Raw genomic sequence first — 14,776 nt, forward strand, 5'->3', positions numbered from 1 at the left:
GAATATGAAAACGCTGGAATCGTTTCAAAAACAATTGCTTGAAGAATAATGGATTCGTTCCGCTGCCAGTCAAAACCTTGTGTCTGGTGCTGTGACTGTTAAGATGTTTCTCTGTCAAATAGAACAAGTCAGTTTTGTTGAATGAAGTCAGAGATCAGGGAAGCATGAATAATGAATTAGAGGCAGCGTCGAATCCAGATCAAACCTCGGGCGAGCAGTGGATTCGGGGAACATCAAAATCACTGAAACAGACCAGGTTGGGACTCAATCTGTTTTTTTATGGTAGCAGTCTCGTATGCATCGCGGCTTTTGGTGTACTGTATTTTGAATTCAGCACAAAAATGCTGTCCGTGGTCATGCAGGTTCTACCTGTCACGGCACTGATGGGAAATCTGATCATCTTAGCAGGCGCACTGTTATTTTTCTCGGTGCCAGATGAAGCCAATTCCCGCGGTTTACTGATCGGGGCGGCTGTCGGATTTTCCGCCAAAATCATTTTTTCAGGAACAGTCTTTTGTGGCCCCGGATTTCTGGGGCTGCCTATGGCACTCTGCCTGAAGCTGGCAGGCTATTTTGGTTTGATTCTGTTTGCTCTGTTTCTGAGAAAACTGTTGTTGTATATCAATCGCCCAGATCAACTGCTGAAAGTGTACGGCCTGTTGATAACGACCGTTCTGTTTCTGCTGGGATCCTGGTGCATGGAACTGGTGATGGATCTTGGATTAATAAAAATCACTTTGATACACATTTATTCGGTGACGCTGGTAGGATTCTTCCTATGTCCCTGTTTTATATATAGCCTCAAAAAAGTTTGTGACTAACGATTTCAAAAAAACAGGTTCCGTAGCAACACCAGAATAGTTCCAGGCGGATGTGAAAATGTTACAGGAGATATATAACAATAGTTGTACTAATAATGATTGAATGAAAGCTCCACCAGTGTATCCTGAATATTGAGAATTTCTAAACAAATGAGGAGCTTGGTTGATGTCAGACGAAATAGCAGATTCAGGAAACAGCTTAGCGGAAGCTGATCTGACACCCGGCGAACAATGGAACCGAGGATCTTCTGATTCGTTAAAGCAGACCAAACTCGGGCTTAATTTTGTTTACTTTGGCATTGGCCTCGTGGTAGTTTCGGCATTGGTAACCGTGTACCTGATCAGTTCAACAGACTTGCCGATTACTACCGTGAGGATCATTCGATTAGGTGTCCCGGTCGGATATCTGATGATCTTTGGGGGACCACTTCTCTGTCTGGCGATTCCTGAAGAGTCAGAATGTAGAGGTTTGCTGTTCGCATCAGTAGTTTGTCTGAGTGCCAATTTGATTGATTCTGGCACGAATTATTTTGACCCCGGATACCTGACTCAGTCCATGATGACTTTCTTAAAGCTGGGGGGAAATATTGGGCTGATTCTCTTTGTTTTGTTTATGGAAAAACTGGCAATTTATATAAATCAGACGGGACTTGTAGGAAAGGTGAAACTACTTTTCTATCTAACTACTTTAATTCTGATGGGAATATGGGTGTCTTCGCTTCTTGAAATTCTCTGTTTGATCTCCCCCAGCAATCCCATCTTCGATATGTCTGGATTGATGTTTGTTTTGGTGGCGTTTACCTTCGTGTTAGGTGAGTTGAAAGAAGCTTTAGCCCCTTCCCTGAATTCCAATTCGACGAGTGAAAGTCAAAACCCGGAATAAAGGTGATTTCACGAGCCAGATGTACTTGTGATCTAATTCATGAATCAGGCGGGGGCATTATACTTGAGCTCATTTCAGGGCAAATTGTCCAACGCGGCTTACAAATTCTCTGAAAATCTGTATTTCTTTACACTGAATCGAGTTCCAGCCGGGGGATCAGCTTGACGCGTAATTTCAGGGGCAATATACTCGCGCGATGGACTTATTTATCTCGTTGTGAGAGAATGAGTTTCGGACAATTTATCACTAACTGCGAGAGACTCTCATGAAGAGCGAACATAGACACGATCTGCAAACCAACGACCTGAGTAAATTGATCGTGCATGCAGAACCGTTCCTGGAAAAATACGGTATAAAAACCCTTGTGGCTGCAGGGATCCTGTTTGTGGTGGTCATTGGCTATCTTACCTGGTCTTCCAACCAGGAGAAACGTGATGCAGAGGGCTGGACACGATTGGCAGCCAGCAACTCCACAGAAGATTTTGAAAATGTAGTCGACGAGTTTCCGGGGACGCAAGTTGCCGACTGGGCTCTGATTCATGCCGCCGAAAGCCAACTGCAGTCCGGCATTCGAAATTCATTTTCCGATCGCAGTGCCGGCGATCGTGATCTCAAAGATGCGAAAGAGAACTTTCAAAAATTGCTCGACTCATCCTCCACACTGCCGAAAATTCGTGAAAGAGCATTGTTTGGGATGGCACGTACGGAAGAATCAACATCGGACGGTGACCTCAAAAATTCCATCGATCTCTACAAAAAACTGATTAAGGAATACCCCACTTCGATCTTTCGCAAATTGGCCGAGCAACGTGTGAAACCGGTTGAGGGAGAAAAAGTTGCGGTTCTAGATCAAGAGGGAACGAAGAATTTTTACAAATGGTTCCACGCTCAGACTCCCAAACCCGGCGATCGACAACGACCCGGATTCAATTTACCTATGCCGGGAGGGGCTCCCAGCGGTGCGAAACCTTCTGGGGGGGTACCCGTGCTTCCAGAACTACCAGCAGGGGGGTTGCCCGGGTTTCCGGATCCTCCAGCTTTGCCAGCGCTTCCAACTTTGCCGGGTCTTCCTGAGCCTGTGACTTCTCCTCCTTCAGATGAGAAAAAACCGACTGCACCCTCAAAAGAAAGTCCTGCGAAACCAGAGTCGAAGTCTGGCAAAAAGCCAGCAGCTCCCGCGAAAACTGCGAAAAAACCAGAAGCTCCCGCAAAGAAAGCTCCTGCAGAGAAACCGAAGTCGGAACCAGCGCCTGAAAAGAAACCATAATGTCTGACGAACTTTCGTCACCTCCTGAACTTTCCAGTGAGCCTATTGAAATTACGGTTGAAGCACGCGCACATGGTTGGCGCATCGATCATTATTTGTGTCGCCTGTATCCCAATTACACGCGTGTGCTGTTTCAAAAAGCCATCAAGCAGGAAGCGGTGCTTGTCAACGGTTTGCCTGTGAAAGCGGCCCGACGGATGCGCGTGAATGATCGTGTCTCCGTGCGGTTGCCCGAGGTACCGGACAATCAGTTGCCGCCCGAAGATATTCCCCTCGATATCATCTATGAAGATGATTGGATTGCCGTCATCAATAAACCGACGGATATGGTCGTCCATCCGGGAAAAGGAAATTACGCGGGAACCCTGGCCGGTGCGCTGCAACATCACTTCGATAAATTAAGCGATGTAGCGGGACAGTTTCGCCCCGGTATTGTCCATCGACTGGATCGAAATACCACTGGTCTATTGGTTGTCGCCAAGGATAATCAGGTCCATGCGAAATTGAGTGCCCAGTTTGAAAAGCGCGAAGTTCAGAAAGAATACCGGGCCATTGTCTGGGGCCGCATGGAATTCGATACGGATTATATCGAAACCTTTATGTGCACGCATCCACGGCAGCGGGAAAAAATGATTGTCTGTAATGAAGGGGGCAACGCCCGCGACGCGTTTACTTATTACGAAGTCATTCAGCGCTATAAAGCGTTTACTTACGTAAGGCTTAAACCCCGTACCGGACGGACTCATCAGTTACGCGTTCACATGCAGCACCTCAGACATCCGATTGTCACCGACCGCGTGTATGGTGGCCGCATCTTTTTGAAAATGAAGGACCTGAGTGTCCAGGCGGAAGCAGACGCAGAACAGCGGGAGACCGACCTGCTGATCGAACGTCAGGCACTTCATGCTTTTTGTTTGGAATTCGACCATCCACAGAGTGGAAAACGAGTTAGTTTTCAGGCACCATTACCTGAAGACATGAAACTGACACTTGCTGCGTTAGACCAATACCAGAAGGAAGAATGAAGATGAAACTCGCGAAAGTTTTATTATCAAACGGAGAACGGCATATCGCCATTGTGGAAGAGAACACCGTTCAGCTTCTGGATTTATCTCAAGTCGACAGTTGTCACAATCTGTCGGACATCCTGTACGCTCCCGATCCGATCGGGCTGTCGAAATTTTTGGTCGATACCGAACTGCCTCCGGTTCCTTTCAGTCAACTGGAATTTTTGGCGCCCCTTGATCAGCAGGAAGTCTGGGCCGCCGGTGTAACTTACAAACGCAGTCAGGTGGCGCGAATGGAAGAATCCGAAGCCGCCGCCTCTCACTACGATCAGGTATATACAGCCGACCGACCAGAACTCTTTTTTAAGGCGACACCGAACCGGGTCTGTGGCCCGAATCAACCGGTGCGTGTGCGTTATGACAGCCAATGGTCGGTACCGGAACCCGAGTTGGCTTTAGTCGTTTCTCCCGATTTACGATTAGTGGGTTACACCGTAGGCAATGATATGTCGGCACGCGACATCGAAGGTGAAAACCCCTTGTACCTGCCTCAGGCTAAATTTTACAAACAGTGTTGTGGCCTGGGGCCATGCATTCTCTTGCATCAAGAACCTTTGCCACGAGAAGCTACGAAAATCACGCTGGTTATTGAACGCAGCGGAGAAGAAGTTTTTCAGGGAGAAACTTCGATTGGAGAGATGGCGCGCGATCTGGAAGATCTGATTAGCTGGTTAGGAAAAGAAAACGAGTTCCCCAGCGGTGCAATTTTGTTGACGGGCACCGGAATTGTTCCCCCCGATGAATTCTCGCTCGAAGACCGCGATATCGTTTCGATTGATATCAGTGGGATTGGGACGCTGATCAATCCGATTGTGAAAGGTGCAGCTCCTTAGCCTGTATCCAGGTTTATTGTAGCGTCTCCAGAGCCATTTGGATCAAGTATAATAATATTGAAGCCGCTATGGTTAAATTGGACGCGCTCTAGTCTGTAAAACCGCTTCGATCTCTGCCAGCGTGGGAAGGGCATCCCGGTTTCCCAGCCGTTCGCATTTCAAGGCTGCCGTCACGCAGGCAAATTTCAGAACACGATCCAGGGGCCACGCTTCCAGGATTCCATAGAGCAACGCGCCAGAGAAGACATCTCCCGCGCCTGTCGTATCAAGCGACAAAACAGGTAGCGCCTCGCAATGCAGGCTGCCCGCTGATGAAAAGAGCCAGGCTCCACGTCTGCCATCGGTAATCGTCACAATCTCGGGACCCTGTTTCAGTAATGCTTTTCCCGCAGCATGAATATTATCCGTTTGCAGGTATTCTGAAATAAAACGGCGTGGGCAGTTCATGACATTCAGATACGGAATCAACTCGGACATTCCGGGCTTTAAAGAACCGGCGTCCAGCGAGACCATTACACCCGCCTGACGCGCCACCTGCGCTGCCTGCAGGCAGGTTTCCTGAGGCCAGCCATCCAGGTGGACGGCTTTCGCCTGTTGAATAAGTGCCGTATCCAGTTCGTGCGGTTGCAGCCAGTGTTCCGGTCGATAGCAGGCAATCGTGCGTGTCTCTGCCTGTTCGTCAATCCAGACCTGTGCATACCCGGAACGGGTTCCCGGCAACATGCGGCTGGCCGTGAGATCGAGATGTTCCGCCTTTAGATCCTGTTCAATCATGGGGCCATATTGATCGTCGCCCCAACTGCCGATGAACGCGTTACGTTTTCCGAATCGACTGAGCAGAACCTGCGCTGTGGGAACCGGTCCACCAACTTGATACGCGTCGCTGATAATATTAGTTTTGGCATCCTGGACGGGGTGCTGAGCAAGCAGGACCAGATGATCCACTACAACCGTACCCAACCCGACGACATCATAATTCATAAACGGACTGCTTTATTTAATGAGTGATCACGGAACCGTTAGAGTTTCTTTTCCCAGAAGAGCGCCTGACCCATCTGCGGGTCCAGTTCATATCCGGAGAATCCCAATTTCTTATAAGCGGCACAGGCTCTCTGATTCCCTTCCAGAACTTCCAGAGTGAGTTTACAGCATCCACGAGTTTTGGCAATGCTCTCAACACGTTCGAATAATTGTCGACAGAGCCCCTGTCCTCGATATTCATCTGCAATGAACACATCGTGAATATTCAATAATGGTTTACAGGCGAATGTGGTAAAGCCTTCCATACAGATGACAAGACCTGTCGGCTGATCATTTTCAAATGCCAATAAAACCACAGTGTCAGAACGTTGATGCAAAGTGCTGGCGAGATCACGTTGCACAATATCCGGCAATGGTTTCTCGCCCCCTTCGGGACTACAGGCATAACTGTTCAGCAAAAATACAACAGCATGGGCATGTTCCGGAATGGTTAGATCTGCTTCGAATATCTGCATGGGATTGTCTTTTCACTTGGGAATCGGATAATGTTGCCTGAGGTAGATCTCTCTTTTATTTTGAAGCTGCTATTTTAATCAGAAATCCGGAAAGAAGGGAGCTGTTTTTTCCGCGACTACTGGCCCCACACTAATTTCTTGTGATTCCGTCATTAATCAAGATCTCATTTATTGAGTCAAACTAAAATACGAAACGCCCTATATGAAAATCATTCCTGTTCTGGATATTCTCAATCAAACAGTGGTACACGGAATCGCCGGCCAGCGTGATGATTATCGGCCCATCCAGAGTCGTTTAACGCAGTCCAGCCAGCCTCTCGAGATTGCCTGTGCTTTACGCGACGAATTTGATTTCTCTGAATTCTATGTGGCTGATCTAGATGCCATCCTTCAGGGAAAACTCAATCTGGATCTTTATGACAGTTTACGGGAGGCCGGGTTCATATTTCTGCTGGATTGCGGTCTTCGCTGTGCCAGTGATAGTGCGAGTCTCAATTCCAGGCCGGGCATTTCCGTCGTTGCCGGTCTCGAAACACTGAGCGCGCCACATGAATTGGGAAAACTCGTGCAGCAGTGGGGAACGCCGCAAACGGTTTTCAGCCTCGATCTGAAACAGGGTAAACCCCTTGTCAGTTTTTCGCCTGAGAACGAATTCGCGTTGATCGATGATCCTTTGAAAATCGCAGAGCTAAGCATTCAGCAGGGAATTCAGCAGATGATTTTGCTGGATCTGGCGCAAGTGGGAACAGGGCAGGGAACCGGGACAGAGACCCTGTGTCGCACATTACGTAATCTTCATCCCGAATTGAAATTGATCACGGGGGGAGGCATTCGAAACAGAGACGATCTGATAGCACAGGCAGAATCAGGCGCGGACGCTGTACTCGTTGCCTCTGCGTTGCACGATGGTCGTATCGGGAAAGAAGCCCTTCTCTCCCTATCCTGAAGTTTCTCTATTTCAGCAGGTCGGGCAGTGCTTTTTTGAGATCCGAAACTGTTGTGCTCCGATTCACAACCTTGCCCGATTTATCTACAAGAAACATTGTGGGTAAAGAGATCACACCAAAGTCACGAGCCGGTGCGCTTTCCAGACCACCCTCTTCGTGAATATGAGCCCAGGCGATTTTGTGTTGTTTGATGTAGTCTTCTGCCAGCTTGGCTGTCGCGTCGAGATTGATCCCCAGTACATCAAATCCCTGGCTATGATATTTACTGTAAATTTCCTGAATTTGCGGCAAATCTTCTGTGCATGGTTTGCACCAACTCGACCAGAAAATGACCAGCAGCGCTTTGCCTCGAAACTGCTTCGCATCAATGCTGCCACCAGCCAAAGAAGATCCTGTTAATGCAAGTTCTTTACCTGCCAGATTCATCCGCCGCAACGCGCCGGCGCCACGCGTTCCCGCTTCTGACTTCCCGTGATTTTCCACCAGCTTCGTGTACCACTTTTTGGATTCAGCGACTTTTCCACTGAATTCCTGAGTGACAGCCAATTGCAACATCGCTTCTGCAGAATCGTCTGAGTTGGGATACTTCTTGATAAAGTTTTCCAACTGTGTCAGCCACCATGTTTGCACGTCGCGGAGCTTTTCACTTTGTGTAGATTGCAACTGCGAACTGTAATCAGCCAGTAGAGTGCGGTAAGTGACATAAGCCACCAGATCCTGGTCCTGTGAACTTTTCTGAACCTGATCTCGTATCGCTTGCAACTGTTTCAATCCGTCCTTGTAACCGACTGTTTGAACGGCCGCCGCCAGACCATCAACCATCTGCCGCGTCCACTGGGCACGGTCATCATCATTTTTAGCAGCGGCAATCAGCTTTTCAATAATCACAACACGCTCTGTGTTGTATTTGGAAATTGCCTGGGCACCTTTGTCCGGAGTAGGACTGTTTTGATCGAGTTTCTGCAGCTCATCCAGCAAGCCTTGCATCTCTTTCGAAAGTCCGACGGTGCTATTGGTGGGCAGACTCGTATTCCCGGCTACCGGCTGCATCAGAATTCCGCCTTCGGTCACCTGCATCGATTCGCCTTCTATGGGCAGGGGTACCTGTGTCAGTCTCCAGGAGTTACCAATACGAATCAGTTCACCAAATTGAATCAGGCCACTTTTTCCTTTAGTGTCAACGATGGCCATTACATTTTCGAAAACGTGCAAATCTTTATCGGTTTTCACATCATCGGCGGGAATCAATCCCGGCATGGACCCATCGAATCGCACCCAAACCGTTTCAGGAGTGAGCATTTTGGTTTTGGTCAGCATGACGGGGATTTCTTTTGGAGCCCCTTTTACTGATTCGCGAATTTTATCTGCATAAGGATTTTTGATACCTGAATCGGCTAACTCTTTCTCGGTAATCATTAATGCCTTGAATGCATTCGTGTCATTTTTTGCTAATGCTGCGATTGCGACTCGGGTGACTTCTTCGGCAGAAATCATTTTCCATTCATCAATGGTGCCGTCTTCGTCATGATCAATGCCCCAGCGTGTTCCCGCCAGATTCATCCAGCGAGATCCATCGACCTTATTATTAAAGTTGGTATCGATATCACGGTAGACTTCCAGACCTCGATTAAAGTAGCGCCATTGATCAACCACATTATCCCCATTCGTGTCGACGAAACGTCGCAAGACCTGACCATTGGGGCCATACACAATCCAGCCGGAACTCTTTTTGTTCTGCTCGACTTCGACTTTGCAGCGGCTATACTCCGCTTTCTCGGGGATTTCGATTTCAATGTCTTTCTGAATGGGCTGGAACGTCAACGCCAATTCGACAGAAGGGGCATCCGCCGCTGAAAGTGAATTAGAAAACCAAATGAGAAGCGCAAATACAGTGAATAATGAAATTCGACCAATCGACATAACAGGGGACTCCGATTCCGCTGGCACACACTTTAAACAACTAAAAGTAACAGTGCCGGGATTTTAGTAGAAAACGGGTGAATCGGTCACCATCAATTTTTGTGATTCCTTTGAATCCCGTCCGTCACATCAAACAGGCCGGGTTTAATTCATCAGGAGCCCGGCATAACCGACGACACGTGATCGATCTCCCGTAATATCTCCCGATGTGGCATACCCAACTCGTTCTACATGACTCAGCTTACCCATTTTTTGGAGCGTTTTCATAACAATCACGGCTGGCAGTACCCCACACATGGAGATATGTTGCTCGCGAACAATCTCGAACAGGCCTTCCGGATCCAGAGCGTCCATCTTTTCCAGCGCCAGTTCATCCAGACGACGATTCTCTGCATCGGTGGCAAAGTGATTCATATCGCTGGAAACAAGCAGCAGCGGTGGGTCATCCAGTTCCTGGATGACCCTGGCCAATCCTTCGGCAAATTCTTCGCAGCGTTGTAAATTCCCGCCACCGATGGCAATTCCCACAACTTGCGCATGCGGTGCCAGCCGTTGAATCATGGGTAGCTCCACTTCAATCGCGTGTTCACTCCGATGGGCGGCTGCATCTAATTCCAGCCCCGGAATATGTTCCACGAGCTTGTGTGCCAAATCAACATTGGATTCCAGATTCCCATCAGGCAGTTCCCAGATACGATGGGGGGCCACCGCCCATTCGACTCCTTCACGAGTATGTTTCGGGCCAATCACAATGATGGTCGAAGGAATTTCGATCCGTTTTAATACGTCAGCCGCGATTTTTCCGGAATACATCCAGCCCGCATGCGGGACCATCGCTGCTGCCCAGCGTTCTGGCTGGCCTGCTTCATGGAAGAGGTCATCCAGTTGTGCTTCGAGCGTTCCCGGATCGGTTGGATAAAACGTACCAGCGACTCCGGTGGGCCGGATTTCCAACCCCCGTTCCGCGCGGGGACGATTGACAATCTGAAAACGGGTCGCCGCCGTCTGTACCGCCATACTGAAAACCTGTGCTGACTCTGGTTGATTCACTCCCACAGCCTGTTGCGCGTGTGCTAATAATTCTGCAGCATCCCGGTCGCGGTCGAAGAACCACCCGGATTTCTGACCTTCGATCAGAAATAAGCTTCGGTGTGCTGAATCGAAATTCATCAGATCCGCATTTTCAGCGGTTCCATGCATCGCGGGATCAGTGGCCAGAACTAATTTGACTTGAAATTCACCCGGGCGAAGATTTTGACCTGCTATAATTTGAACCAGTTGCTGGCAGAGTGAGAAGACCGTAGATTGCATCGGAAACGATTGTTTCAGGGCCCATTTTGAAAGCGCCAGTTCCTCATTCGATTCTGTTTTATTCAATAACAGCGCCACACCCTGAACGTTGGCATCCGAGACGGCAGGGCAGTAGTACGAGGGAACTTGTCCTTTTAATAAAGCCTCAATCGCCGTTTGTATGTATTGAAGATATTGTGCGAATTCACGTTGTCCCAATATTTGTCGGGATACATTTTCGACCGGCTGGGATATCATTTCTGCTAATTTTGCGGAACAGGAAATGCCCTGGTAACGTAACAATGTTGTTCCCGCATCTTTCCAGGCGGTGGGTGGGAGACCTGCTTTAATACAGGTTTGATTCAAGAACTCTTCCGCGTTCCATCCATGATCGAGGGGCACGCCGGGAAGTAGTAAACCACTGCGCCCATCCGCGCGAATCTGTAAACCATGCAGACCGACTGTGACCGCGTTGATTCGATCTGCCCCCTGTTCCTGTACCTCTTCCAGTTCGGATAACAACCAGACTTCCAGGTCGAGCTGAGATAATTCACTGGAGGAAATGGGAGGAAACCGGGGATCATCTTTGGCAGCGCGAATTGCCGCCTGATGTAGCGCTTGTCCCAGCGGCATCGGTTGCCCAAAATTACCGCAACACGAACGTAATTGCCCCATGCGTTTGAGACTGACAAAGGCACCGTTGATCACAGTATCTTCGAGGTCATCCAGAGCGATGTCTGCGGGATTGTTTTGAGTCGCTGTTCCCACCACGACGGCAGCCGCCTTCTGAAGTATTTTTTTCTCATCGTCGCTGGTGAGTTCGATGTTTCGGGGCGATTCGTTACCCTGCATTGTCGAGGAACCTTTCTGAGGTCTAATATTTTGAGAATTCGTGCCGGTATGCTTTTTTAAAAAATCTTGAATATCTACGGGCAATCTTTTTTGCCCCCATGTTCCCGGTTTGTCACTGAAAAAACCGGATATCTGAGTGCCACAATGTTCGCAACAGTTTTGGTTCAGCGCATATTTCCCCAACTGATACCAGTTGCGTTCGATGAGTGTCTGTTGACAGTTTGGACAATAAGTACTTTGTGTCGCGGCGTCGTTGACATTACCGGTATAAACATATTTCAGCCCCGTTTTCAAGGCAATGTCTCGTGCGCGAATCAAAGTTTCAGGCGGAGTCGGGCCACGGTCCTGCATGCGGAAGTCTGGATGAAAGGCTGAAAAATGAAGTGGTACTTCATCACCAATCTCATTCAAAATCCAGTCGCACATCTTCTGAAATTCATCGTCCCCATCGTTCGCCTGCGGAATTACCAGATTTGTGATTTCAAACCAGACATCGGTTTCATGCTTGAGCCAACGTAATGTTTCCAGAACAGGCTGCAGATGAGACAGGGTCGTTCGATAGTAAAATTCTTCCGTGAACGCTTTCAAATCGACATTGGCAGCATCGATATGTTCAAAAAAATCAGCCCTCGCTGATTCAGAAATATAGCCCGCGGTGACGGCAACTGTTTTCACACCTTGAGCATGGCAGGCTTTGGAAGTTTCTATCGCATATTCAGCCCAGATAATGGGGTCGTTGTACGTAAAGGCGACACTCTGGCATCCTAACTCAGAAGCCACCAGGGCGATTTCTTCAGGCAGGGCGCGGGCACTGAGACGTTCGATTTCCCGCGATTTGGAAATATCCCAATTCTGACAGAACTTACAGCCCAGATTACAGCCTGCGGTCCCAAAGGAAAGCACACTCGAACCGGGGTAAAAATGATTCAGCGGTTTTTTTTCAATGGGATCAACACAAAACCCCGTGCTGCGCCCATAAGTGGTCAAAGCCATTTCGCCAGCGATATTCTGACGTACGAAACAAAAGCCCCGATCACCTTCTGCCAGAGAACAGGTGCGCGGGCATAAGTCGCAGATGATTTTCTCATCCGCACGGTGCCACCACCGCGCAGGATACAATCCCTGTTCAATGTCAGGCTGCTGTTTTTGATCGGTTGAGAGTATGGGAAGTTTTTTTTCTGCCATAATTACGACGTAACGAAAAAGAAAACAGAGATGGAAATCATTCCCTGAACGTTCAGAATAATTCATTCACAAGGGCAGGGCCAACAGTAAGTTGGAACTTTATGAGTTTACAGGCGAATAGAGCCGTTGTTGCATTCAGGCGGGTAGGGAAATGGCGTCAAATTCTGATTCAGACATCTAAGCCTGTTATTGTGTTTTCTAGTTGATGTCGAGTATCATCACAGCCCGTTTCTCCATTGAAATGACTCTCACTACATTATATGAGACTGTCTAACACATGTTTGCAGATTTATTTTGGATTTTTGTTGCCGCGGCTTCCTATCTGGCAGGTTCGATTCCCTTCGGTCTGTTGACAGCAAAACTGGTTGCAGGAACCGACATTCGCAACGTAGGCAGTGGGAATATTGGTGCAACCAATGTCGCAAGAACGTTGGGAGCAAAATGGGGGATTGTGGTTCTGCTGCTAGATGCCTTAAAGGGATTACTTCCCGTTTTGTTCATTCCGACATTATTTGTAAATTCTGATTCTCCTCAGTTTGACCAGGTAAGAGTTTTGAGTGGCGTGGCTACGATTCTCGGTCACATGTTTCCAGTCTGGCTTGGATTTCGGGGCGGCAAAGGGGTCGCCACCAGTCTGGGAGTGATCTTGGTTCTAGGTCCCTGGTCAACATTGATAGCCGTGGGCGCCTTTGCTCTGGCATTTCTGATTTCAAGAATTGTGGCCCTTAGCTCTATTGTTGCCGCTATTGCCTTTGCTGTGGCGCAATTCATTCAGCTAGGGGCTTCTGCTTTCACGCAGGAAAAATGGGGGCTCGCCATTTTTAGTATTGCCGTCCCGATGTTAATTATCGTGCGGCACTGGAGCAATCTAGGGCGAATCATGCGGGGGGAAGAAAAGAAATTTCAGTTTGGCAGCCGAAAGAACGCGGAAAACACTTCATCTGAAACGAAAGCGGATGAAGAAGTGTAAGAGCCTACCTGATCCCGGGATGAATCAAACCAGTCAGAAAAGATCATCCTGATCAATTCGCTGGTTCTGATTTTCATTGATTGAATTTTGCTGAAGCTGTTCCTGTTTCCTACAGGAACGGGAATTCAACTAGAATGCATCTTGTTTAACCGGAGTGCCTTTCAATCTACGATACACGTTTCAAATGGATATGGAGACGCGACAGTAAACCTGGACACAGGCTAGTGTTCGACTCGGATATTATTTGTCAACGCGTACTGATCAATTTCACTTAACGCGGCATGCGTAGCGAGTTGTTTGTGGTAAAAGGAATCAGTGCGTCCGGAAAGAACGACGATTTCCCCTAAAATATCCACTTTTAATGATTGAACCTGACTTCCCGTTCGTAAGGCGATCGTCTGTTCAATCTTTCGCGCAAGTGTTTGTGCTTTTTGTGAATACGTCTCTACAGTCATAAGTGATCCTCCTTGAATGAGTAAATGTACCTTCAGACAATCACTTGTGTTCCAGCCAGCGATCAATTCCGTGCTGTCGCAGCATTCAAGGCAGGTTACTCTGAGGCAGTTCACTCTTCTCGACAAGCAACTAACATTGTTCCGCCAGTTGCAGAACACAAATCCATTTTTCTGTTATTGTAAATTCTCAACGGGTAAATTATGAGACGATCTGATCTTCAACTCTTCTCAATGCTTTGTTTTCGTGAGGTTCCTTGCTCTTCAGAAAACAAGACCATTTACTCCTATGGAATTCTTACACATGTAAATTTATCGAGTGACTCTCGTTTCGTCAAATAAAAAGTTGAATGATTAATTCGATTCGCTGGAAATAAGTCATATTTTGGCGTGTTTTTATTTTCCGTCATTCCAGATCCAAACCAGTGCATCGGGCAGTACTGCTTTGCCATGACGACTGCTGTGGATGCCATGTCCGGTCACAAACCAGTATTCATATCCACTATAAGCGAGTGCTGCAGCCATCCTCTCGTTATTCAGAAACCAGTTACCCAGCTTATTATCTAAGTCATTATCACCATCCTGTAAAAACGTCTTGATTGGCTTGGGAGGGTCTTGTTTGCGGATCAGACCGGGATAATCATGGGCCGTCTTCCAGGGGCCAAACTGATCGAGGGGAATCGTGTTGTTTTTTCGGGAGGGATAGTCATTAATCCCGCGGAAATCACAGAAACTGCCTACAAAAGAGATCACTTTCTGGAACAAATCTGTTCGATGCCAGGCCGCTGTAAAC

The 14,776-nt window shown here is 48.1% G+C and carries 12 protein-coding genes and 2 pseudogenes; 7 read left to right on the plus strand and 7 right to left on the minus strand.

Annotated elements, in window-relative coordinates:
* Positions 1-164: 164 nt before the first annotated feature.
* The 5 genes from Q0668_RS06215 to Q0668_RS06235 all read left to right on the plus strand — a co-directional run bounded on the left by Q0668_RS06215 (position 165) and on the right by Q0668_RS06235 (position 4,871).
* On the plus strand, positions 165-821 hold the full coding sequence (locus Q0668_RS06215; RefSeq protein WP_298861428.1) for a hypothetical protein: 657 nt from the start codon (positions 165-167) through the stop codon (positions 819-821).
* A gap of 166 nt (positions 822-987) precedes the next feature.
* The gene (locus tag Q0668_RS06220) at positions 988-1,704 is read left to right on the plus strand and encodes a hypothetical protein (RefSeq protein WP_298861432.1); all 717 of its coding nucleotides are present in this window, start codon (positions 988-990) and stop codon (positions 1,702-1,704) included.
* A gap of 265 nt (positions 1,705-1,969) precedes the next feature.
* Positions 1,970-2,971: a tetratricopeptide repeat protein gene (locus tag Q0668_RS06225; protein WP_298861434.1), complete on the plus strand. Its 1,002-nt coding sequence runs from the start codon at positions 1,970-1,972 to the stop codon at positions 2,969-2,971.
* Positions 2,971-3,996, plus strand: a complete 1,026-nt coding sequence (locus Q0668_RS06230; protein ID WP_298861437.1) for an RluA family pseudouridine synthase — start codon at positions 2,971-2,973, stop codon at positions 3,994-3,996. Before Q0668_RS06225 ends, Q0668_RS06230 begins: the two co-directional genes overlap by 1 nt.
* A 2-nt stretch (positions 3,997-3,998) precedes the next feature.
* Entirely contained in the window at positions 3,999-4,871 is an 873-nt protein-coding gene (locus Q0668_RS06235) for a fumarylacetoacetate hydrolase family protein (protein ID WP_298861440.1), read from the plus strand.
* Between the two features lie 72 nt (positions 4,872-4,943).
* Here the strand turns inward: Q0668_RS06235 and Q0668_RS06240 are convergent, their stop codons facing one another.
* On the minus strand, positions 4,944-5,852 hold the full coding sequence (locus tag Q0668_RS06240; RefSeq protein ID WP_298861443.1) for a carbohydrate kinase family protein: 909 nt from the start codon (positions 5,850-5,852) through the stop codon (positions 4,944-4,946).
* A gap of 38 nt (positions 5,853-5,890) precedes the next feature.
* Positions 5,891-6,367: a GNAT family N-acetyltransferase gene (locus tag Q0668_RS06245; protein WP_298861446.1), complete on the minus strand. Its 477-nt coding sequence runs from the start codon at positions 6,365-6,367 to the stop codon at positions 5,891-5,893.
* A 202-nt stretch (positions 6,368-6,569) separates the two neighbouring features.
* Between Q0668_RS06245 and Q0668_RS06250 the strand changes: the two genes are divergently transcribed.
* Positions 6,570-7,313 (plus strand): HisA/HisF-related TIM barrel protein, encoded by a 744-nt coding sequence (locus Q0668_RS06250; RefSeq protein WP_298861449.1) that lies wholly within the window; start codon positions 6,570-6,572, stop codon positions 7,311-7,313.
* Between the two features lie 7 nt (positions 7,314-7,320).
* On the opposite strand, the gene Q0668_RS06255 is transcribed toward Q0668_RS06250, so the two are convergent.
* The 3 genes and pseudogenes from Q0668_RS06255 to amrS form a co-directional block, all read right to left on the minus strand.
* Complete coding sequence (locus Q0668_RS06255) at positions 7,321-9,234, minus strand: thioredoxin-like domain-containing protein (protein WP_298861452.1); 1,914 nt, start codon at positions 9,232-9,234, stop codon at positions 7,321-7,323.
* A gap of 144 nt (positions 9,235-9,378) precedes the next feature.
* Positions 9,379-11,376, minus strand: a complete 1,998-nt coding sequence (amrB, locus tag Q0668_RS25840; protein WP_366918876.1) for an AmmeMemoRadiSam system protein B — start codon at positions 11,374-11,376, stop codon at positions 9,379-9,381.
* Positions 11,377-11,430: 54 nt separating this feature from the next.
* Positions 11,431-12,561: pseudogene (gene amrS / locus Q0668_RS25845) on the minus strand (AmmeMemoRadiSam system radical SAM enzyme); the annotation flags it as partial.
* A 277-nt stretch (positions 12,562-12,838) separates the two neighbouring features.
* Here amrS and plsY point away from each other — a divergent pair.
* On the plus strand, positions 12,839-13,531 hold the full coding sequence (gene plsY / locus Q0668_RS06265; RefSeq protein WP_298861458.1) for a glycerol-3-phosphate 1-O-acyltransferase PlsY: 693 nt from the start codon (positions 12,839-12,841) through the stop codon (positions 13,529-13,531).
* Between the two features lie 221 nt (positions 13,532-13,752).
* Here plsY and Q0668_RS06270 read toward each other — a convergent pair whose 3' ends face one another.
* Both Q0668_RS06270 and Q0668_RS06275 read right to left on the minus strand, forming a co-directional pair.
* The gene (locus Q0668_RS06270) at positions 13,753-13,986 is read right to left on the minus strand and encodes a BON domain-containing protein (RefSeq protein ID WP_298861461.1); all 234 of its coding nucleotides are present in this window, start codon (positions 13,984-13,986) and stop codon (positions 13,753-13,755) included.
* 393 nt (positions 13,987-14,379) lie between these two features.
* Positions 14,380-14,776: pseudogene (locus tag Q0668_RS06275) on the minus strand (hypothetical protein); the annotation flags it as partial.

It is taken from the genome of uncultured Gimesia sp., from assembly GCF_937910335.1.
Lineage (GTDB): Bacteria > Planctomycetota > Planctomycetia > Planctomycetales > Planctomycetaceae > Gimesia.